The organism is Bacteroides sp. 90-K9/2 (assembly GCF_047310725.1).
GTDB classification, from domain to species: domain Bacteria; phylum Bacteroidota; class Bacteroidia; order Bacteroidales; family Bacteroidaceae; genus Bacteroides; species Bacteroides vicugnae.
This window is the reverse complement of the sequence record NZ_JBCGVL010000008.1, coordinates 82,158-102,584: the sequence shown is the minus strand read 5'-3', so window position 1 is coordinate 102,584 and position 20,427 is coordinate 82,158. Positions and strand designations below refer to the sequence as shown.

The 20,427-nt window shown below is 41.5% G+C and carries 21 protein-coding genes and 1 pseudogene; 9 read left to right on the top strand and 13 right to left on the bottom strand.

Annotated elements, in window-relative coordinates:
• The first annotated feature begins 130 nt into the window (after window positions 1–130).
• The 4 genes from AAHJ11_RS17300 (at window position 131) to AAHJ11_RS17285 (ending at window position 3,668) form a co-directional block, all read left to right on the top strand.
• Window positions 131–1,360 carry a 3-phosphoshikimate 1-carboxyvinyltransferase gene (locus AAHJ11_RS17300; protein WP_321020930.1) on the top strand — a complete coding sequence of 410 codons (1,230 nt, stop codon included), beginning with the start codon at window positions 131–133 and terminating at the stop codon, window positions 1,358–1,360.
• Window positions 1,361–1,372: 12 nt separating this feature from the next.
• Window positions 1,373–1,942, top strand: a complete 570-nt coding sequence (locus tag AAHJ11_RS17295) for a Crp/Fnr family transcriptional regulator (protein ID WP_122136413.1) — start codon at window positions 1,373–1,375, stop codon at window positions 1,940–1,942.
• Window positions 1,943–2,016: 74 nt separating this feature from the next.
• Window positions 2,017–2,733 (top strand): SDR family NAD(P)-dependent oxidoreductase, encoded by a 717-nt coding sequence (locus AAHJ11_RS17290; protein WP_298044115.1) that lies wholly within the window; start codon window positions 2,017–2,019, stop codon window positions 2,731–2,733.
• A 185-nt stretch (window positions 2,734–2,918) separates the two neighbouring features.
• A complete protein-coding gene (locus AAHJ11_RS17285; RefSeq protein ID WP_413579910.1) occupies window positions 2,919–3,668 on the top strand; it encodes a GNAT family N-acetyltransferase in 750 nt (249 codons plus the stop codon).
• A gap of 59 nt (window positions 3,669–3,727) precedes the next feature.
• On the opposite strand, the gene AAHJ11_RS17280 is transcribed toward AAHJ11_RS17285, so the two are convergent.
• Together AAHJ11_RS17280 and AAHJ11_RS17275 are read right to left on the bottom strand one after the other, a co-directional pair.
• Window positions 3,728–4,726: a M28 family metallopeptidase gene (locus tag AAHJ11_RS17280; RefSeq protein ID WP_217721264.1), complete on the bottom strand. Its 999-nt coding sequence runs from the start codon at window positions 4,724–4,726 to the stop codon at window positions 3,728–3,730.
• A 49-nt stretch (window positions 4,727–4,775) separates the two neighbouring features.
• Entirely contained in the window at window positions 4,776–5,873 is a 1,098-nt protein-coding gene (locus AAHJ11_RS17275) for a leucine-rich repeat domain-containing protein (protein WP_413579907.1), read from the bottom strand.
• 118 nt (window positions 5,874–5,991) lie between these two features.
• Between AAHJ11_RS17275 and AAHJ11_RS17270 the strand changes: the two genes are divergently transcribed.
• The 4 genes from AAHJ11_RS17270 to AAHJ11_RS17255 all read left to right on the top strand — a co-directional run bounded on the left by AAHJ11_RS17270 (window position 5,992) and on the right by AAHJ11_RS17255 (window position 7,982).
• The gene (locus AAHJ11_RS17270) at window positions 5,992–6,417 is read left to right on the top strand and encodes a phospholipase (RefSeq protein WP_148365240.1); all 426 of its coding nucleotides are present in this window, start codon (window positions 5,992–5,994) and stop codon (window positions 6,415–6,417) included.
• Window positions 6,418–6,519: 102 nt separating this feature from the next.
• Window positions 6,520–7,332 (top strand): metal ABC transporter permease, encoded by an 813-nt coding sequence (locus tag AAHJ11_RS17265; protein ID WP_007757858.1) that lies wholly within the window; start codon window positions 6,520–6,522, stop codon window positions 7,330–7,332.
• Window positions 7,333–7,344: 12 nt separating this feature from the next.
• Window positions 7,345–7,758: a tRNA (adenosine(37)-N6)-threonylcarbamoyltransferase complex ATPase subunit type 1 TsaE gene (tsaE, locus tag AAHJ11_RS17260; RefSeq protein ID WP_008998923.1), complete on the top strand. Its 414-nt coding sequence runs from the start codon at window positions 7,345–7,347 to the stop codon at window positions 7,756–7,758.
• Window positions 7,755–7,982 carry an immunity 17 family protein gene (locus tag AAHJ11_RS17255; RefSeq protein WP_117934321.1) on the top strand — a complete coding sequence of 76 codons (228 nt, stop codon included), beginning with the start codon at window positions 7,755–7,757 and terminating at the stop codon, window positions 7,980–7,982. The genes tsaE and AAHJ11_RS17255 overlap by 4 nt, the downstream gene beginning before the upstream one ends.
• A 54-nt stretch (window positions 7,983–8,036) precedes the next feature.
• Here the strand turns inward: AAHJ11_RS17255 and AAHJ11_RS17250 are convergent, their stop codons facing one another.
• The 6 genes from AAHJ11_RS17250 to AAHJ11_RS17225 form a co-directional block, all read right to left on the bottom strand.
• A complete protein-coding gene (locus AAHJ11_RS17250; RefSeq protein WP_195649157.1) occupies window positions 8,037–9,347 on the bottom strand; it encodes a DUF58 domain-containing protein in 1,311 nt (436 codons plus the stop codon).
• A gap of 82 nt (window positions 9,348–9,429) precedes the next feature.
• Window positions 9,430–10,404, bottom strand: a complete 975-nt coding sequence (locus AAHJ11_RS17245) for an AAA family ATPase (protein WP_259021503.1) — start codon at window positions 10,402–10,404, stop codon at window positions 9,430–9,432.
• 11 nt (window positions 10,405–10,415) lie between these two features.
• Window positions 10,416–11,687, bottom strand: a complete 1,272-nt coding sequence (locus AAHJ11_RS17240) for a DUF4350 domain-containing protein (RefSeq protein ID WP_413579906.1) — start codon at window positions 11,685–11,687, stop codon at window positions 10,416–10,418.
• Window positions 11,684–12,301 carry a DUF4129 domain-containing protein gene (locus AAHJ11_RS17235; RefSeq protein WP_258975402.1) on the bottom strand — a complete coding sequence of 206 codons (618 nt, stop codon included), beginning with the start codon at window positions 12,299–12,301 and terminating at the stop codon, window positions 11,684–11,686. The genes AAHJ11_RS17240 and AAHJ11_RS17235 overlap by 4 nt, the downstream gene beginning before the upstream one ends.
• Before the next feature lie 16 nt (window positions 12,302–12,317).
• Window positions 12,318–13,256: a hypothetical protein gene (locus AAHJ11_RS17230; RefSeq protein ID WP_148365246.1), complete on the bottom strand. Its 939-nt coding sequence runs from the start codon at window positions 13,254–13,256 to the stop codon at window positions 12,318–12,320.
• Window positions 13,237–14,199: a stage II sporulation protein M gene (locus AAHJ11_RS17225; RefSeq protein ID WP_148365247.1), complete on the bottom strand. Its 963-nt coding sequence runs from the start codon at window positions 14,197–14,199 to the stop codon at window positions 13,237–13,239. Before AAHJ11_RS17225 ends, AAHJ11_RS17230 begins: the two co-directional genes overlap by 20 nt.
• 101 nt (window positions 14,200–14,300) lie before the next feature.
• Here AAHJ11_RS17225 and AAHJ11_RS17220 point away from each other — a divergent pair, with 101 nt between their 5' ends.
• Window positions 14,301–15,026 (top strand): RDD family protein, encoded by a 726-nt coding sequence (locus tag AAHJ11_RS17220; RefSeq protein ID WP_148365248.1) that lies wholly within the window; start codon window positions 14,301–14,303, stop codon window positions 15,024–15,026.
• A 212-nt stretch (window positions 15,027–15,238) separates the two neighbouring features.
• Here the strand turns inward: AAHJ11_RS17220 and AAHJ11_RS17215 are convergent, their stop codons facing one another.
• The 5 genes and pseudogenes from AAHJ11_RS17215 to AAHJ11_RS17195 all read right to left on the bottom strand — a co-directional run bounded on the left by AAHJ11_RS17215 (window position 15,239) and on the right by AAHJ11_RS17195 (window position 20,395).
• Window positions 15,239–15,574 (bottom strand): hypothetical protein, encoded by a 336-nt coding sequence (locus tag AAHJ11_RS17215; protein WP_004307939.1) that lies wholly within the window; start codon window positions 15,572–15,574, stop codon window positions 15,239–15,241.
• A gap of 41 nt (window positions 15,575–15,615) precedes the next feature.
• Window positions 15,616–15,930, bottom strand: coding sequence for a thioredoxin (trxA, locus tag AAHJ11_RS17210; protein WP_004307938.1), 315 nt, complete (start codon window positions 15,928–15,930; stop codon window positions 15,616–15,618).
• Between the two features lie 155 nt (window positions 15,931–16,085).
• Window positions 16,086–16,781: a rhamnogalacturonan acetylesterase gene (locus tag AAHJ11_RS17205; RefSeq protein ID WP_259023407.1), complete on the bottom strand. Its 696-nt coding sequence runs from the start codon at window positions 16,779–16,781 to the stop codon at window positions 16,086–16,088.
• 66 nt (window positions 16,782–16,847) lie between these two features.
• Window positions 16,848–18,227: pseudogene (locus tag AAHJ11_RS17200) on the bottom strand (glycoside hydrolase family 88/105 protein); the annotation flags it as partial.
• Window positions 18,227–20,395, bottom strand: coding sequence for an alpha-N-acetylglucosaminidase (locus AAHJ11_RS17195; RefSeq protein WP_148365249.1), 2,169 nt, complete (start codon window positions 20,393–20,395; stop codon window positions 18,227–18,229). The pseudogene AAHJ11_RS17200 and the gene AAHJ11_RS17195, both read right to left, overlap by 1 nt.
• Window positions 20,396–20,427 lie beyond the last annotated feature (32 nt).

The window sequence follows — 20,427 nt, the reverse complement described above, 5'->3', positions numbered from 1 at the left end:
AATAATAAAAAGAATAAGCCGGAAGAGATAGATACTACCTCAACTCCCTTACCAAGAGCCAAAACCAGTTGGAAGTCTCCGAATAAATCTCTACTTTTGTACTTCATAACAAAGAATATATTTAAATATGATGCTCTATAAACTCATCCCTCCCTCAACGGTAACAGCAGCTATCCAGTTGCCGGCTTCTAAAAGTATCAGTAATCGTGCATTAATCATCAATGCATTGGGTAAAGGAACGTATGCTCCTGAAAACCTGTCTGATTGTGACGATACACAGGTGATGATAAAGGCTCTCACCGAAGGGAAAGAGACGATTGACATCATGGCTGCGGGCACTGCTATGCGTTTCCTTACCGCCTATTTAAGTGTGACTCCGGGAGAGCGGACCATCACAGGAACAGCACGTATGCAGCAACGTCCGATACAGATATTAGTCAATGCTCTTCGGGAGTTAGGAGCTGAAATAAAGTATACCCACAATGAAGGGTATCCTCCTCTATGTATCAAAGGGGCAGAGCTGAAAGAAAACGAAATAACACTGAAAGGAAATGTCAGTTCCCAATATATATCTGCTTTGTTGATGATAGGTCCGGTACTCAAAAATGGTTTGACGTTGCATTTGAGCGGGGAGATTATTTCCCGTCCATATATTAATCTTACATTGCAACTGATGCAGGACTTTGGAGCCAAAGCCGCATGGACTTCTCCAAGCAGTATTTCCGTTGCTCCACAACTCTACCAGAGTATTCCTTTCAAAGTGGAAAGTGACTGGAGTGCGGCTTCCTATTGGTATCAGATTGCTGCCTTGTCTCCCAAAGCAGAAATAGAATTGTTAGGATTGTTCCGTAACAGCTATCAGGGTGATAGTCGGGGAGCAGAAGTTTTCTCACGCCTAGGTATAACTACCGAATTTACATCGCAAGGTGTGAAACTGAAAAAAACAGGCAAAGCACCGGAAAGGCTGGAAGAGGACTTTGTCGATATTCCGGACTTGGCACAGACGTTTGTCGTTACTTGTGCCTTGCTGAATATTCCTTTCCGTTTCACAGGATTACAAAGTCTGAAAATAAAAGAAACTGATCGTATTGCCGCATTGCGCACCGAACTTAAAAAGTTGGGATATATTATTGAAGAAGAAAATGACAGCATATTAATGTGGAATGGCGAACGATGTGAACCGGAGGAAATTCCGGTGATTGATACCTACGAAGATCATCGTATGGCAATGGCATTTGCTCCGGCAGTTATCTGTCATCCTAATTTGCTTATTGCCGATCCGCAGGTGGTCACCAAATCATATCCCGGATATTGGGAGGATTTGAAGCAGGCCGGATTTCAGGTGATAAACGAAGGATAATCTCCGGACATTGTGGAAGATTTCAATAAATATACTTCCCATATCAACTACTCCCCTATTGTAGATTTCGTATTGCAACAGGGGAAGCAGACCTATTATAAGAAAGGAGAATACTTTTCCCGTCAAGGAGAAGTATGTAAAACAATGGGGTTCGTCAGTTCCGGTTCTTTCCGGTACTGTTGTACTAACAGTGCAGGCGAAAACAGCATCGTAGGATATACTTTCGATCATTCTTTTGTTGGCAACTATCCGGCTTTTCAATTACAGGACAAATCCAATGTAGATATACAGGCTTTATGTGACTGCTCGGTATACGTAATCAATTACCAGCAAATGACAGAATTCTACGATACCAACGACGCTCACCAAAAGTTGGGACGTCGCATTGCAGAAACTTTGCTGTGGGAGGTCTACGACCGGATGATTTCAATGTACAGCCTGACGCCGGAGGAACGCTATCTCGAAATTATCAACCGTTGTCCCGACTTACTGAAACTGATTACTTTAAAAGAACTGGCTTCTTACCTTCTGATCCGTCCCGAAACATTAAGCCGCATCCGAAGAAAAGTCGTACAAAAGTAAATTCTTGATTTCAGTCAAGAGTTTATTTATTCCCTACCCCTACTTTTGCGGACAAATAAAGTATACGGTATTTCATGAAAAAAATTATAATTATAGGTGCAACCTCCGGCATCGGCCGTGGATTGGCAGAAATTTATTCTCAAGAAGATTTCCTTATCGGCATTACCGGTCGTAGAGAAAATCTATTGAAAGAGGTATGCGCCCGTGACGAAGACAAACTATTCTATCAAGTGTGTGACATCACCGACACACAATCCACCATTTCATCCCTTGAGACACTCGTTCAAAAAATGGGTGGAATGGATATACTGATTATCTGTGCCGGTACCGGAGAACTAAACCCTGAACTATCCTACCAACTGGAAGAGCCCACTTTACTAACCAACGTGATAGGATTCACCAACATTGCAGACTGGGGATTCCGATATTTCAAACGGCAAAAAAGCGGGCATCTGGTTACTATCTCCTCCGTTGGAGGTACTCGGGGCAGTGGTATTGCCCCTGCCTACAATGCATCGAAAGCCTATCAAATCAATTATATGGAAGGGCTACGGCAGAAAGCGACCAAATCTCACCATCCTATTTATACGACCGATATTCGTCCCGGATTTGTAGACACTGCCATGGCAAAAGGAGAAGGATTGTTCTGGGTTACTCCTGTTGACAAGGCTGTGAGACAAATAAAAAAGGCTATTTCTAAAAAGAAAAAAGTAGCTTTCATCTCTAAAAGATGGAAATATGTGACTATTCTATTTCGTCTTTTGCCATCTGCTATTTATTGCCGGATGTAAAGTTCTTCTTATTCGCTGTCTCCCCTATTTAAGAAAGAAAGCTTCCGTGAATTCTACCATCGGGAAACAAAGATTATCTACACAAATTCGCTATATTTGCAAAGAGAGTCTGTCAACAGGCCAATAAAGGGTTACAATTACCCCACTGGCTGATTGATACTATCCAAATAAAAACGAGAACATATATGAATACTGATTTCATAAACTTAACAGCAGAAAATCTTTCCAATGAGCATTTATGCTGCATTATCCGTAGTAAAAAATCTCATCCGGGCATTGAAGCAAAACGGCAATGGCTTTCCGACCGACTGAAGGAAGGTCATGTTTTTAGAAAGTTAAATGCAAAAGCTACGGTCTTTATTGAATATGCTCCTCTTGAAAAGGCCTGGGTACCGATAATAGGAGGCAACTACTATTACCTCTATTGCTTATGGGTTTTAGGCAGTCCCAGAGGAAACGGATATGGAAGTTCGTTGATGGAGTACTGTATAGCTGATGCTAAAGAAAAAGGTAAATCCGGCATTTGTATGCTTGGAGCAAGAAAACAGAAGAATTGGCTTTCAGACCAATCATTTGCAAAGAAGTTCGGCTTTGAGGTGATTGACACTACCGATAATGGATATGAATTGCTTGCCCTTTCTTTTGATGGGACAACCCCGAAATTCACTCCAAATGCTAAAAGGCTAAAAATAGAAAGCGAAGAACTGACTGTTTATTATGATATGCAATGCCCTTATATCTATCAATACATTGAGATGATTAAACAGTATTGCGAAACAAATAATGTTCCTGTTTCTTTCATTCAAGTGGACACATTAGAAAAAGCAAAGCAATTGCCTTGTGTTTTCAACAACTTCGCCCTGTTTTATAAAGGAGTTTTTGAAACTGTGAATCTGCCAAATATCGACTACTTGAAAAGAATACTCAAAAAATAAGAAGTACAATCCTGACACATTTTCCCGTTCATTATCAGGATTGTATTTTATCTGTTTCCTTAAAATGACTTCTCATTCGCCATCTTCCACATATTGAGAAAAGATGCTTTGGTAATTTCCACTATTTTATCCCAATTCAATCGATCTGCATGATCGGAAGGCTGGTGATAGTCAGGATGCCCGTCGGTATGATACCAGATGATCGGAATATTGACTTTGGCAAACGAACCGTTATCACTTCCTCCTATCGGATGATCCCAGGCACGATAATCCGGTTCCAACTGTAAGCCGTGTTTTTTGATATCCTCTTTCAGCCAATCACCAAAAGCCGGATGAGCGGCTGTATAGAAATAGACAACATGTTTAGGCTGTTGAGGTTTGTTATTACGTCCAATCATGTCAAAGTTCAGATACCCTTTTATTTGAGACAAGAAAGGACAAGCTTGTACAAAATATTTAGAGCCTAGCAATCCTTTTTCTTCTCCATCCCAAAAGGCAAAGATTACATTCCTTTCGGGTTGCTGTCCACTGGCAAGAAAGGCTCTCGCTATCTGCAACACTGCCGATACACCGGAAGCATTATCATCAGCACCATTGTATATTTGATCGCCGTCGAGTGCAGGATCGATGCCTAAATGATCGAAATGAGCCCCTACAATCACATATTCTTTCGTGTTTTTACCAGGAATCATTCCCAATACATTCCTCATAGAGAGCTTCTGATGGACTTCCTGTTTCAGTTTAGCTATGGAATCAGGATGTACTTCCAGGCGCCCTTTTTTCTGGCGTTCTTTGCGATAAGCATCAAAAGGCTGGAAATAACTGTCAGTCAAAGGTGGGATTCCCATCCATTGCAATAAAGAGGCAATATACTCCGAAGTCACACGTGAACCGTGAAAACCCGCCTCACGACCTTGCAACTCATCGCCTGCCAAAAAGTTGATAGTAGCCTCGGCGGAGGAACGATTGATCGTATTTAACCCTCTCTCAATAGAAGATTGGGCAAAAGTAATGTTTCCAACAAACAGGAATGCTAATAGTAAATAATTTCTCTTCATTATACTTCAAATATCTTAAGTCGTTTTTCATTTATTGATAAGGTAAGTTTCAATTCACCCGCCAATGTTTATTCTGTAATATAGTCTCATCACAATCTGCCGCTCCCGGATTATTCTTGTACATAATCACACATTTATCATAATAAGCGGGATACCCTGTAACATCCGGCAAAGTATTAAAGATATTATTAAGTTGATCTTTATCCAATTTGTTATATCGGCAATCAAGTTTTCTCAAATTATTATTCATTGGGATAGACAAACTCTTTAATTGATTATTATAACAATCCAAATACCACAGTTTTTTATTACCAGATGTATCAAGGTCTGTCAATTTGTTAGAGCTACAATATAATTCAGTCAATGACATTAACTTGTTCAAAAAGTCCAGTTTCCGAAATACACATCCTTCAATATGCAATACACTAATCATATTATCATCATCTATTTCCAAAGCCGACAACTGCGGTGTACCGGTTAACTCTACCGTATGTAATGCTGGTAACTTTTTCAATGAAAGTGAAGTTATTCCATTATCTATACAATACAACGATGTCAAAAATTCACAATGCCCCAATTTCATGGAAGTCAATTTCGGATTAGTGTATACCTGTACCGTTTTCAGATTCAGACACTCATCAAAATGCAATTCTTCCAAACCCTCCCAATTTCCAATATTCATATATTCCAAATTAGGGCAGGAAGTATTCAAATCTAAGAAACTACTTTCTTTTATACTATTTAATTCAATCCTCTTCATCCTGGGAAAATCCCCCAAATGCATATTACTTACCGGCATCAACACACCACCAACACTGAAAGCTGTCAATTCCTCTGCCCAAACCCTTACCGTGAAACTCCTTGAAGGCTTATATCTGTATTGAATCGAAGCATTATCGGGATGTTCGATTTTTTGTAATCGTCCATCACCCCATTCGATAGCAATTCGTCCACCACCTGCATTCATTTCTATCACCTTCCATTCACCGCTAGCATCTACCGTGAATTGAATAGTATTTGCATCTGTCAATTCAGGAATCTCGAAGTCGTCCCCAAACACACTTTTGTCTTCACTGGAACAGGAAGAGAATCCTAATAACAAGCATACTCCTATCAAGCTAAATAACAGTTTCTTTTGTTTCATCATGTATGAACTTTAGGTTAGTAAGATACAAAAGTAAGAAAAGAAATAGATAGCCTAACATGATAGAATGCAAATTTATAAGTAACTTTGCACAAATTTGATTTGTAACTGTTATATTGTCATGTGGATACTTATTATAAGTCTGGTACTGCTGGGTGTTATCGCGCTGATAGCCGGAATCATCCGCAACAAAAGACTACAAAAGAAAATAGAGAAAGGCGAACTGGACCGTATGCCGGAAGTGAAGGAAGTAGATGTGGAATGCTGCGGCCAACATGAAGTATGCGAACGGGATAGTTTGTTGGCTGCTGTCAGTAAAAAGATAGAATATTACGATGATGAAGAGCTGGACCAGTTCATTGGCAGACCTGGAAATGCATATACGGAAGAAGAGACAGATATGTTTCGGGATGTACTGTATACAACATTGGATGTAGAAGTGGCCGGATGGGTGCGTAGTCTTCAACTCCGTGGCATCGAACTGCCGGATGATCTCAAAGACGAGGTCTTTCTAATTATCGGAGAAAGAAGAAACGGAGAAAGTTGAGAGGTAATAGGTAATAGGTGATAAATGATAGGTGAGAGATGATGGCCTGTTGTTATCATCTAATCACGGTCTTTAATTTTTAATCTTTAATTTTTAATTTACTTGGATTTACTACAATATACATTCTTTCAACACGCCTTGTTGGGTAGTCTGCTGGCAAGCATTGCCTGTGGGATTATCGGTACCTACATCGTTACCCGCCGCCTGGTATTTATCAGTGGAGGAATCACTCATGCTTCTTTCGGAGGAATCGGGTTAGGATTGTTTGCCGGCATTTCCCCGATACTCTCGGCGGCTGTATTCTCGGTTTTATCAGCCTTCGGTGTGGAGTGGCTCAGCAGACGGAAAGATATGCGCGAGGACTCTGCCATTGCAGTATTCTGGACGTTGGGAATGGCACTCGGAATCATGTTCAGCTTTTTGTCACCCGGATTTGCACCAGACTTATCAGCTTATCTTTTCGGGAATATCCTGACCATCAATCAAATTGACTTATGGATGCTCGGCATATTGGCACTCATACTGACCGGATTCTTTTATCTGTTTATCCGTCCTATTGTATATATTGCCTTTGACCGTGAATTTGCACGTTCGCAGAAGATTCCGGTAGAGATATTCGAATACGTGTTGATGATGTTCATCGCATTGACTATTGTAGCCTGCCTGCGGATGGTAGGTATTGTGTTAGCCATATCTCTTCTCACCATTCCACAAATGACGGCCAACCTCTTCACTTATAGTTTCAAGAAAATCATCTGGTTGTCCATCGGTATCGGTTTCTTGGGATGCTTGGGCGGATTGTTTATTTCTTATCATTGGAAAGTCCCCTCGGGAGCTTCCATCATATTCTTCTCTATCCTGATTTATGCTGTCTGCAAAATCGGAAAGAGTTGTTGCAGGAAAAAGTCATCATAATAGATATAGTATATGGAAATCAAAATTCAATCACTGGAAAGTATCCATGAAGCAGCCCGGGAATTCATCGCTGCTATGGGCGACAACACTGTATTTGCTTTATACGGAAAGATGGGTGCCGGTAAAACCACATTTGTGAAAGCACTCTGCGAAGAATTGGGTGTAGCCGATGTTATCAGTTCTCCTACTTTTGCTATTGTCAACGAATACCGTTCGGACGAAACCGGGGAGTTAATCTATCACTTCGATTTTTACCGCATCAAGAAACTAAGTGAAGTGTACGACATGGGATACGAAGATTATTTCTACAGTGGTGCTCTCTGCTTTATCGAATGGCCGGAACTGGTGGAGGAATTACTACCGGGTGACGCCGTAAAAGTAACAATTGAAGAATTGGAAGACGGAAGTAGAGTGATTAAACTATGACCGGGCAATATATCGTACAAGGAATCTTTGCGCTGGCAGGAACTGTCTCCCTGCTGGCGTCATTGCTTAACTGGGACTGGTTCTTCACAACACGTAATGCGCAAACCATTGTCAGAAACGTAGGACGCAACCGGGCACGACTCTTCTATGGGATATTAGGGATTATCATTATCGGCATGGCTATATTCTTTTTTGTGGAAACACGAAAAGCCATAGGATTATAAGTTCTATGGAATAATAAAGAAGAATAAAAAGTCTGACTATTATTGATATTCATATTACAATAGTTGCCGTGACTTCATCTCCAGATACTTATTAATCACATCAATTGAAAGGTTATCCGGTGTGGTTAATAAGGAATAGATTCCATGTTGTTTCAAAGTAGATACAATCAGCCGCTTTTCGTAAGCAAACTTTTCTGCGATCACGTGACGATAGTAACTTTCCGTATCTTTTGCGGGTTGAGCTATATATTCTTTCAGATCGACATCTTCGAAAAAGACTACAAGCAAGCGATGCTGGCGGTTTAATTGTTTCAAATAAGATAATTGACGGTTCATACCTCCTATACTCGAAAAGTTTGTGTATAGTACTAACAAGCTACGTTTGCTGACATGCTTGTTCAAATGGACACAAAGAGCCGAGAAATCCGTTTCTCCGAAAGTGGTCTGCTGACTATAAAGATTCTCTAGCAAGGTTTGCATATATCCCGGTTGCTTAGAAGCAGGAACAAAAGAATCGAAATGCTCATCAAAGGTCACTAAGCCGGCTTTATCTTCTTTCCGCATGGCAACATACGATAATACCAGCGAAGCATTAATCGCATAATCCAACAGAGTCATCCCTCGGAAAGCTTGCTGCATCACTCGACCTTTATCTATCACATTATAAATCTGTTGGGAACGTTCGTCCTGATATACATTCACCATAAGTTCATGTCGGCGGGCACTTGCTTTCCAATTAATCGTGCGGTAATCATCACCTTTTACATACTCTTTGATCTGCTCAAACTCCGTATGATGTCCTACCCGGCGAATACGCTTTATTCCCAATTCAGTCAGATTATCACTTATTGCCAACAATTCATATTGATGGAGCATCAGATAGGACGGGTACACTTTAATATCCAGAGGTTCCGCACAAGTATAACGTCGGGATATAAAGCCGATTTTTCCGGTCACAAAAACTCTGATATGACCGAAAGAGTAAACACCACGATGAGTAGGGCGAAGATGATAGGTAACTGTTTTTCCCTCGTTTGCTCCAAGCTTCACCTGAAAGTCAACATCACGTTTCTGAAAGATAAAAGGAATCTCATCTATGATCTCTAAAGATACAGGATGCGAATAACTACTTTCCACCCGAATACTCACTTCATTTTCGTCACCATTGGAGAAGCGGTCGGCACACTGACGGAAAGCGCGGATTCCACGAATGCGATAAAGAGAATATGCATCTGCCAGTACCACCAGAAGCAGGACAAAAAGAGTCCACTGCCCGATGACAAAGAACGGAGCAAAGACGTATCCGCTACCCAATAACAGGATAACTACGACAAGGGCAATATAGAAACGACGAGTTAAAAACAACTGATTAACTGATTAATTAGAAATTAAAGATTAAAGACTGTGGTTAGATTGTAGCAATAAACTATCAACTATCATTTATCAACTATTTCGGAACTTCCACTTTATCAATCAAACGTTGTGTCACTTTCACCGGAGAATAACCTTCCATTTCAGCTTCCGCAGTCAGGATCAGGCGGTGCTGAAGTACATAGGGAGCTACAAACTTAATATCTTCCGGCGTCACAAAATCACGTCCCTGCAAAAGGGCATAAGCTTTCGACGATTGCAGCATGGCTACAGATGCACGTGGAGAAGCTCCCAAATATACGGCTTTACTGGTACGGGTCTGCTGCACAATCAATGCGATGTATTGAAGCAACGTTCGATCTACAAACACCTGATTCATAAAAGCACGAAGGGACAGCACTTCTTCTTTGGTAATGGCGGGAGTGATATCATCCAATTTCACCAATGCAGCATTGGTATGATGACGCTCCAGAATGTTCACTTCTTCCTCTAATGAGGGATAATCCATTGTTATCTTCATCAGGAAACGGTCGAGCTGTGCTTCGGGAAGTTTGTATGTTCCCTCCTGCTCTACCGGATTCTGGGTAGCCAGAATCGTATAAAGCTCTCCCATCCGGTGAGTGGTTCCGTCAATACTGATCTGGCGCTCTTCCATTACCTCGAACAAGGCGGCCTGTGTCTTGGCAGGAGCACGGTTGATTTCATCCACCAATACAATATCTGCAAAAATCGGTCCCTGATGAAAATCAAAGCCATTGGTCTTCATATTAAACACAGTCGTACCTAACACATCACTCGGCATTAAGTCCGGAGTAAACTGGATACGACTGAAATCGGCATCAATCAGACGGGCAGTCAAACGAGCCAACAGTGTCTTAGCAACACCCGGAACACCTTCTATCAATACGTGTCCATTCGCCAGAATAGCCGTCAGTACCAAATCGACAGTCTGCTCCTGTCCTACTATGACGCAAGCAATCCGGTCTTTCAACTCTTGTATCTTCTCGGAAAAGAGAGTTAAATCCACTCGCTGTTCTGTATTCTCTTCCATAAATTTCTTCTTTAGATATGATTGATTATTTCATTCATTTTATCAATATACACTTTCATCTGATCCGCATCAATCGTACGTCCTCCGTAAATCACCGGACGTACTTCGCGGATCAGTTCCGCAATCTCTTGTATATCCATTCCTGTTTTCCGGGCAATTCTGTTGAAAGAGCGTTCATCATCTTCCACTTCTTCAATATCTACCTGAATCTCCCTCCGAAGTTCTTCGGCCAAATAGGAAAACTTCTTTCGGACCAGATCCGCATGATCTTTCTTTTGAAAGTAAAGTGTACCTATCAGTTCGGTAAATTCAAGAGATTTATTGGCCGGTTCCTGAATAACAGGGATAGCCCGTTGCCGTCTCTTCGCAGTAAATATCATGAAGAGTATGATGGTAATCATTGTCAGATATAACGCCCAACGAAGCGGCTGGTGTGCCAAAAGATAGCGGAAAGGCGATTGCTGCACCTGTGCCGTCTCCTTCATGTATCCCTCTGTACGAACTATGGGCAGTTTTCCCATCTGTGACAACAGACGGAAAATATAGGTTGCATTCTTGCCATCCAATATACCGTAATTGGTGAAAATCAACGGAGTGGAAACTAAAATGACCTCTCCTTTACCCCACTGACGGGACATCGCTACAGGCATATAAGTAACACTATCCGTGACCAGTGAGTCCGCCTCGGTTTCGTATTTAAATTCATTCGACTCAAGGACTTTTTGTGCCAGCACCCTTTCAGGAAGCGAATCTCCCCAAAAATAAGAAGAGCACAACTGGGGATAAAAATAAAAGGTCTGACGGGGATAAACCGCCGAATCTCCCACCCAACACAGACTGTCTTTTAATAAGAATGAAGTTGCATATTTCTTCAAAGCCATCGGACTGAAATAAGAATAATAAGACCTGAAACTCAAAGTATCTTCCAGATATCTGCCAAACAAGGTACTCACCAGCATGATCTTATCTCCACGTTCCGCCATTTTCAACAGAGCGTTTACATCAACATCCGACAATCTCAAATTATCAGAGATTACCAATACCCCTCTGCGCTGCGTCGTATCTTCCTGCTCCAACTGATAGAGACTTTTTTTCGAAAAGGTGTAGCCCTGTGGCAAAGAAGAAGACAACAGACTATCGAATATCGCGCATCCGAAAGGTTGCTCATCATAATGTCCGAAAGTGGGCTTCCATACAAAGTTCTTCGGCAAATGATATTCTATTGCAAACATGATAAATAGAAAGGCGGCAATAAAGATAATGAACCAATGGCTTCCTTTCATGAGACGCCTCCTTTCTTTATTTCTCCCTGTAGAGACTGCATGGTCAGGAAGAGTTCTTCCGTCGCCTCAAAGTTACCATAACGCACCCGCAAGAAATGATTGGTCAGTTGCCGGAATGCCGGCATCCGTACTTCATTAATATATTGGGTAGGTGTTTTATAAAGTTGCCAGTCAATACGTTCTGCGTCACTAAGTTGTTTCAAAGTTTGCAAATAAAGCAAACGTACCGCTTCCCGGTAATCCTGACGGGAAAGTGCCTCTGCAATACCTCCCGGAAAATCCACACCGTAAATTGTATCCTCTTCAATCGTATAAGGCAATGCATTCTTACGAGAGACCATAAACAATTCGGGACGTTTCCGATAGAGGAACCAAACAATCAACAGCAAAATAAGAATCGCAATACATATCAGGATAAGCCCTGAATACTCTTCAGCAAAACGACTGCCGAATATTTTACGCATCAATTCCCCAAACTGCCTGCTGATCCACTCAAAGACATTCATCTCCGGAGTAATCAATTCACGGTTATAGTTGTATGCCGGATCAGACTGCCAAAGGGCAATCTGCACCGTATCACAGACTAATGTATCAGCCGGGGAAGTGAGATTCATTTAGTTGAGGTCTGTTTTAGAGTTTGTCAAAATTATCAATATCACTTTCTACCGTTATGCTATCTACCACTTCCGATGCATGACCGTACTGATAAACCAAGCCGACGATACTGAATATAGCCGACAAGTAAGAACCATACAACATCAGGATAGAGAACAAATATTGTGCGAAGTTCAGTCCGACTGATGAAGAAGTTGCCCCCCCGTCACTCATCGTAAAGATCATTTTGACAATATAGATCACATACCAAGGTATAGAAACGATTCCTTGCAATACGCTGGCAATAAGCCCCATCACCAGTAATATCAGAAAGACTCCGCCCCACGTAGCAAATCCTAGCCGGAATGTTTTCGCAAATGCTTCGCCCAACGAAATGTCTTCAAACAAGTAGATGGGAGCCATTAATGCCAAAGGTACCATAAATGCGAATAAAAGCGGGATGGTCAGAATGAGCGTGAAAGGTGTTAACACAGCCAATAGAACAACAAGGATCACCGCAAAGAAGAACAAGAAACCACAAGCAATTCCCATCAGGAACAGCCTCTTGACATTACGGAGCAGCAACGATTTTATATCGCTAAATACAATTCCATTCAGGCGTTCTTCCCGTTCATTGTACAATCGTACCATCGCATAAATCAGGGAAGTCAGCAGCAAACCTCCCAAGCATGAGAAGAAGATCACTCCTGCATAATTCAATGCAAATGAGGGTCCCAGAGCAGCCAATGGATTCTCACCTATTCCTCCTGAAGTCTGCATAGCAGTAAGATCTGTCATACTTCCCATTAAACCACTAAAGTTAGCAGCCTGAATGATGCATATAGGAAGTATCAGATAAGTTGAATACTTAAACAATTGTTTCCAATTCTCTTTTATAAAATCAAAAGAAGCGTTCAACTTCTCACCGAAAGGACGTTTCACATACATCGCAATCTTAGGTTTCTGTGATTCCATGTTTTTTTCTATTTGGTAAATAAATATAGTAGAATATAATAAATGCCAGAGAAGTGAGTATCACACCAAGCCTCAACATATCGGGAAGTTCTGTGTGACGGGTAATAAAACCTTCTATAAAGCCTGCCATAATGAATACCGGGACAGTGCCGATCACTATTTTCAAGCCTCGCTTCGCCCCTCTTCTGAAAGATTCCAGTCGGGAATAGGTGCCGGGAAACAGCCAGCCGTTGCCTAAAGCTAATCCGGCAGCACCGGCCACAATAATCGCCCAAATCTCAAGCGTTCCGTGCAGCCAGATGGCAAGACTGGATTCCCACAACAAATCGTGTTGATAAAAGAAAGTTTGAAAAGCTCCTACCATGATGCCATTGGAAAGAAGCATATATCCTGTGCCGAAACTAGTCAGCAATCCCATGGCAAAACAGTTGAAAGATACCATCACGTTATTAAGCGTAATGCCTAGAAACATCGGTACTTCAGAAGAACCGTTATACACGGCCATGGGCTCACCATTGGCTATATTATCAAGTGTCATATCTACATAACCGTTTCCTAATATCAGCCGGACAAAATCCGGATCATTCGCTGCTGATAATACACCGATTAATGCGCTGGCTACAAAAATCAGAAAGGAGGTCAGTAATTCGCGGCGTGCATCGTGCATGGTTCGTGGCACTTCCTGTGTCCAGAAGGTAATAATGCGTGTCCACTTCTCGCGTTTATTCCGGTAAATCTCGTTATGTAATGCCGAAGCCAGATTATTCAGATAAATAGTAATACGGGAAGTCGGGAAATGTGTTTGAGCAAATGCCAAGTCAGCTGTCAAGTCCGTATATGCATCGGCTAGTTGATCGGGAGACAGACTCGCCGCCCGCTCCACAACCTTCTCTGTCTCCTTCCATTTTTCAATGTTCCGACGAATAAACGTTACTTCTTTCATGCTTATCAATAGATTTCAGATAAGTTTTGTCCGAAACCGGAAGCAAAAATAAGAGAATTATGATATATTTGCAACGGAATCCTAAAAATGTTTAACCTGAAATGGCAGAATCTACGATAATAACCGGACAATTCGTTCGTATCAGCCAAACGCCAGCCAGTATCGGCGAACGACTGATGGCTTTAATCATCGATTATTTTCTGATCGGGCTTTACATCTTGTCCACTGCCACTCTCTTATCCGAATTAAGTTTACCGTCAGGATTCAGTTTATTCTTTTTCCTGTGTATCGTTTATTTGCCGATTCTCGGTTATTCTTTTCTTTGCGAAATGTTCAATCACGGACAGAGTTTCGGGAAGAAACTTATCAATATCCGTGTTGTAAAAGTGGACGGTTCCACTCCCAGTATAGGCTCTTATCTGTTAAGATGGATTCTTTTCCCCATTGATGGTCCCATCACAAGCGGGCTGGGGCTTCTGGTCGTTTTATTGAATAAAAACAATCAACGGTTAGGGGATCTTGCTGCCGGTACGATGGTGATTAAAGAGAAAAACTACCGTAAGATACATGTCAGCCTGGATGAATTCGATTATCTTACCCAGAATTATAATCCGGTATATCCGCAATCGGCTGATTTATCACTCGAACAAGTGAATGTAATTACCCGAACACTGGAATCCAGCGAGAAAGACCGGGCAAGACGTGTCATGGCACTTGCTAAGAAAGTACAGGAACTGCTTTCCATTACTCCTCGTGACGATAATCAGGAAAAATTTCTTCAGACTATACTTCGCGATTATCAGTATTATGCATTGGAGGAAATATAACCAGAATACGCTGTTTCAGACTATTCAGGCAAGGGATTATTCTCACCACAGTGAGAATTAATTCTCATTGCAATGAGTATTTTTTCTCATCGCAGTGAGAACTTTTTCTCATAGGCATAAGAATGTTTGAGAAAAACACCGCACAAAAAAGGGGTATACTCACAGAGCACACCCCTTATCTTAATTTTATCTACAATGAGACCGGACGTCGTTTAGTCCACTTGTCCCAGAGAGTTTCCGTATTCCATCTCTCCCTGAACCACAAAGAGGACTTCTTCAGGATCATATTCTCCTACTTCATCCTTTTTGGCTTCTTTTACAATGTAAGCCACAACCTCTTCCAAATCGATGTTGACATAACCATCTTCATCAGGCTGAGCGTCGAGAATGCCACTTTCAGAGTAATACTCGTCGATTAAATCGAGAAAATAATACAATTCGTCGTCCGAGAACTTTTCCTTCAGTTCTTGAGGCAGATAGTTTTTGATAAACTCGATGGTCTTTTCGTCATCGGCATCTGCTAATAAAAAATCGTCTTCCAGTCCCATGGTAATTTAAGTATTAAGTAATAGGTATTAAGTATTATCGACTATAAAAGCTTCTTTACTTTTTCCGCAAATACCGGTTTAGCAACTGCACCTACCTGCTTGTCTACTATTTCACCGTTCTTGAAAAACAATACAGTAGGAATATTACGGATACCATATTCGGCAGCCATATCGCCATTTTCATCTACATCGCATTTACCGATGATTACTTGTCCTTCAAACTCCGCAGCCAATTCTTCAATGATAGGAGCCACCATCTTGCAAGGGCCACACCAAGGAGCCCAAAAATCTACAACAACCGGTTTTCCTTCTGCAAGAACCTCTTTATAGTTGCTGTCTGTAATTTCTAAAGCCATTTTTTTAAGTATTAATTATTAAATGTTATTTTGTTAGCTTATTCTCGCCACAAATATAATCAATTTATTCTAATCGGTGATATTCTTTTCCGGTGTTTTATAAAGCCTATACAAATGGCAAGAACTAAAGAGGCAGGCATACGGTTAATGGATTCCTATTTCTTCAAATAACTCTTCAGACGACATTTCTCTAAATAACGAATGCCTTCAATGACTGCCTCCGCATTGATTATGGCTCCTTCTTTAGATGTATGTACCATATCCATATAATGGGACTTAGTTTTCTCTTCACCAACAGTCTCGAATTTCTTCGCTGCAATATCATTCAAATCTACAAAATAAGCATTTTCTTGTTCCGCCACCTCTCTCGACCATTTGGCATAGGTTTGGGTGCAACGCCTCATTTTACCATCTTGCCATTGATTGGCAGGCGTATGAGAAAGAATAATCACTTCAACCCCTCTTGCTTTAGCCTGACGGATATACATACGGATATAATGTCCATAACTGAATACCTCTTCTATACTTCCGTCACGCTCAAGAACTACTTTTTGTGATTTATCGTCTGTCCCCTTCAGTGCTCCCCGAGCCAGACCGGTATTTAACGGACCACTGTCATTATGTCCGAAGTCTATAATCAGATAATCGCCTTTCCGCATAGCCGGTAACAGCCTATCCCACAATCCTTCTGTATAGTAAGTGCGGCTGCTACGCCCTTCCATGGCACAATTTTCAACTGTGATACGAGATATATCGAAGAAAGCCTGCAAAAAGCCTCCCCAACCCCATCTGCCATATTCACCGTTACCTGCCCGGTATTTCACCGTAGAATCTCCTATGACAAATACCACCGGAGCTTTTTTGTCCAAGCGACTCAACCCGGCTACAAACTGAAGCGGATTTCCCGGTTCTGAATAAGAGAATACAGGCAGGTCACTCCGTTGAATTGTAGGATAAAAGCAAACGGCACCATCATTCATGCGCGGATGCTCACGTTTCATCAAATTGACCATTTCCGCTCCTGCCCAAATGACCGGAGCATAACCTTGAGCAGCCAGTGCACTCACCGGACGATGATAATAGAACGCCGGATCAAAACCGATGCTGGTCTTTACACAGGTGCCTTCCACTTGTCCGTCAGCGTTGATAACAGATGAGACGGCACTCCATCCCAACAGAGCAACCGGACCGTAAACCATTGCATCAACCCATCTCTTATTAATGGCGTGAGCAATAGCGCATACATAGAGAGCAGTAGACGAAGTTTCATCATAAGAATCATCGCAGTCGGATAGCTGATGCCAAAAGCCATTCTTGCCTTGACAAGCCGCTACTCCTCTAATGTGCTGTCGCAACAAATCCAGCAAATGTTCTCTGTCCGGATGTTCTTTAGGCAATACATCAAGCACTTCACAAAGTGTCATCATAGCCCATCCATTCGCCCTTCCCCAATAATAGGCGGGATGTTCACTCATGCTTTCCACCCATCCATGACGGAAAAGCCCTTTCTCAGGCACAAACATACGGTCAGCAAATTGATTGATCTGACGTACAACTTCTTGAAAATATTTCTGCTGGTCATACGACAAGTAATGTCCTCTTAATGCCAATGCAGGGATTCCCTTAAACATATCCTCCAGCCATAAGGTGTGACGAAAAGGGCGATCATTGGAAAATGTGCCGTCAGACAACTTTGCTGACCGATACATAACGACATTAAAACAGTCATCTATCATAGATTGCAGTTTCAGATCCTTATTCGTCATTTGAGCTTTTGTCATCGCCGCACACATTGCTCCACAGTCATCCAAAGTGCGTGGAGCAAGGAGTTGGATCATAATACTATCGGTAGTGCCATATTTTTCATACACAGTCTTAAAATGAGGTGTCACTTCTGCTAAAAAGTTGAAGCGTTTATATACATAATCGCTATACTCCACCTCTCCTGTAGCCTCTGCCGCAGCAAGCATGGCCGAATAGGTTGCTCCCCATTCAGTGCTTATCAAGCTGAAAGCACCTCTTTCGAGTTGGGCATTCTGATCCATTTTGGCATATTCGGTGATGATTTTCCCATTCTGTTTATTAACTACACGGGAGGGGGTATTCTTTTCCAAATAAGTTAGTACCGACTTCATGTCCTGCTTAATTTCATCCACTGTCACCACACCATAGTTCGCCAAACGAGCAGACTTTACAGGTTCCCAGTTGCAGTCGACTTTCTCTTTCTTTTGAACCATTGCCTGATTTTCTAAAACCAGCGACAATAATACCACTATAGTTACTATCAATCGATTCATCATTCTAGCCTTGTTTTGTATTTATTCAATAAAAAGTGAGCGTAATTCATCAAGTCCCCTTCAACTTTACGTTCCACTTGCTTATTTGAAGAAACCCAGTGATCCTCAAACTGCTTAATGGCATCATCCAGTGCTTTTTGGCTGAATTCTGTCTTACTCTCCACTGCCCTCAATACAGCATCTATATACATATTCCAACGTATGGAATAATAATCACTAATCAATCCGGACCATGCCCGGCTCGCATAATCGTTCAAAGTTCCTCCCCAAGTAGTAACCAGATTCCGGGCATTCTTCGCATAATAATCCTGAATTACAGGATCCTTACTCAATCCTCTGGCATCAGAAATCCACTTAGATAGAGAGGTATAATCATGATATGATGTTAGTTTGTCTATATCAACCAGGAGCTCGCGCATTTCAGAAGCACGCATATTCAGAGCTGCCAGATCTTTGGTCTGATACATTTTGTCAAACTCATTCTTAACAGTCAGGAAATAATTGCCCAACAATTGTCTACCAACAGAAATCACATCTAGTCTCAAAGCATCACGACGCAAATCCGAGGCATCCAACAAATTCTGCCATACCAGCAAAAGTTGCTTGTTAGAGTAGTTCGTTTTTGTACGTCCACTGTTCTCTCCCATCTTAGGACGGTAGGTCGGCAAAATCCCGGCTGTTTTAGGTACCTGCACATATATATCATTGAATAATATCTGCCATGCTTCACGCACCGGCAAAGATACACTCCCTACATGACGGTCTGCCAACGCATTCACCCAAGCTTCATCATCCTTATTCGTAGCCCAGGCTTTTTCAAGAATATATTCGTAAGGAAACTGAACGACATCAAGTCCTTCCAATGTAGAACCGATACCTTTCATATTATCTCCTCCTTCTCGCAATGCGATATCCAGTCGTCTACCGCTCTCTTTTACGTTTCCCGTAATAGCCGTATTTCCTCCAAAATTTCCTAAATAGCACCAGATAAAAGGCTGCCCATGAAAATAGTTTGTAGTTTTCCACAATTCTACGTTCTCACAATGATAATCCAGTAAGAACATTTTATTATCAGGTACGCCTTTCAAAAGAGCCTCGATGCGGGGAGCGGTCCACTTCTTCCGATCAAAATAAAACATCCAGGTCATTTGTAGCCACTCGGCTTTAGGATCGGCTTCTGTCAAAGTATGATATAGTTTCGATGACACTTTTCCCAGATAGTCAGGCTCCCAACTCGGAGGGTCAACCTCATTAAAAGGATCTACCCCATAAATATGATCTGTTCCAAACAAAAGTGTCTGCTCTTTTAAGAACTTCTTTTGTATCAAGGAAAATAAAGGTTCTTCAGGATTCAAGAAGGAACAATGATATTGCCTTGAAAAACCGGCCCATTTACCTAAACTCTGAATATTGGCATCGGGATAAATTCGTTTTAATGCTGCCGGAACATGTCCATTAAATGCAGGTAATACAGGCTTCATATTCAATTCCCGTTCACGGGACAATATTTTTTTCTGCAAATCGACTTGATTCTCTAGCCATTCCATTGGTAATGGTCCATTCCAAGAGTCAATATTTGCCATCCGATGCCAAGGCAAATACACAGGTCCGGTAAAATAGGAAAGAATCTCCTGATCTTTCAAACCGATTTCCTTCCACACTTTATACCACACAGCTTCTTGCCCTGTTATAGCCAAAGGCATATTAACACCGTTAAGAGCCATCCAATCTATAAACCGCTCCCAGTCAACCCATTTCCAAAAAGGCATACTATACCCAAAAGTACAATAGTTTAAAAAGAAACGCTGATCTACTTTTGCGGGAATTTCTATCGGCTCTGGAATTTCAGGCAAGGTTTCCGGCATTTCTACCGGTTGACTGGCATACCAGGAAACGGTTGTCAAACAATAGTATTTCAAATAGTAATTCAGACCAACAGCCATCGAATTAGCATTGTTCCCACTTATCTGTATTTTAGAGTTACTTGTGGACTCTATTCTAAAGATATCTTTCTCGCTGTCTGTTTTCTTAAACTGAAACTGATTCACATAAGCCGGAATTAATCGCTTCAACATAGATTCGGCAACTAAGACATCACCATCCGACTTGGCTTGTATAGGCAAAGCCACCATAATAAACAACAAAAGAGAATAATAAATATGCTTCATCCTTCAAATATTTAGCGTAAAGTATAGACTAT

Excerpts from the sequence above, each read along its gene's own strand:
- AAHJ11_RS17285 (WP_413579910.1), top strand. The coding sequence starts at position 2,919 with ATGAATACTGATTTCATAAACTTAACAGCAGAAAATCTTTCCAATGAG.
- AAHJ11_RS17300 (WP_321020930.1), top strand. The coding sequence starts at position 131 with ATGCTCTATAAACTCATCCCTCCCTCAACGGTAACAGCAGCTATCCAG.
- AAHJ11_RS17245 (WP_259021503.1), bottom strand. The coding sequence starts at position 10,404 with ATGGAAGAGAATACAGAACAGCGAGTGGATTTAACTCTCTTTTCCGAG.
- AAHJ11_RS17225 (WP_148365247.1), bottom strand. The coding sequence starts at position 14,199 with ATGAAAGAAGTAACGTTTATTCGTCGGAACATTGAAAAATGGAAGGAG.
- AAHJ11_RS17235 (WP_258975402.1), bottom strand. The coding sequence starts at position 12,301 with ATGAATCTCACTTCCCCGGCTGATACATTAGTCTGTGATACGGTGCAG.
- AAHJ11_RS17240 (WP_413579906.1), bottom strand. The coding sequence starts at position 11,687 with ATGAAAGGAAGCCATTGGTTCATTATCTTTATTGCCGCCTTTCTATTT.
- AAHJ11_RS17230 (WP_148365246.1), bottom strand. The coding sequence starts at position 13,256 with ATGGAATCACAGAAACCTAAGATTGCGATGTATGTGAAACGTCCTTTC.
- AAHJ11_RS17290 (WP_298044115.1), top strand. The coding sequence starts at position 2,017 with ATGAAAAAAATTATAATTATAGGTGCAACCTCCGGCATCGGCCGTGGA.
- AAHJ11_RS17220 (WP_148365248.1), top strand. The coding sequence starts at position 14,301 with ATGGCAGAATCTACGATAATAACCGGACAATTCGTTCGTATCAGCCAA.
- AAHJ11_RS17275 (WP_413579907.1), bottom strand. The coding sequence starts at position 5,873 with ATGATGAAACAAAAGAAACTGTTATTTAGCTTGATAGGAGTATGCTTG.
- AAHJ11_RS17255 (WP_117934321.1), top strand. The coding sequence starts at position 7,755 with ATGACCGGGCAATATATCGTACAAGGAATCTTTGCGCTGGCAGGAACT.
- tsaE (WP_008998923.1), top strand. The coding sequence starts at position 7,345 with ATGGAAATCAAAATTCAATCACTGGAAAGTATCCATGAAGCAGCCCGG.
- AAHJ11_RS17280 (WP_217721264.1), bottom strand. The coding sequence starts at position 4,726 with ATGAAGAGAAATTATTTACTATTAGCATTCCTGTTTGTTGGAAACATT.
- AAHJ11_RS17270 (WP_148365240.1), top strand. The coding sequence starts at position 5,992 with ATGTGGATACTTATTATAAGTCTGGTACTGCTGGGTGTTATCGCGCTG.
- AAHJ11_RS17215 (WP_004307939.1), bottom strand. The coding sequence starts at position 15,574 with ATGGGACTGGAAGACGATTTTTTATTAGCAGATGCCGATGACGAAAAG.
- AAHJ11_RS17195 (WP_148365249.1), bottom strand. The coding sequence starts at position 20,395 with ATGAAGCATATTTATTATTCTCTTTTGTTGTTTATTATGGTGGCTTTG.
- trxA (WP_004307938.1), bottom strand. The coding sequence starts at position 15,930 with ATGGCTTTAGAAATTACAGACAGCAACTATAAAGAGGTTCTTGCAGAA.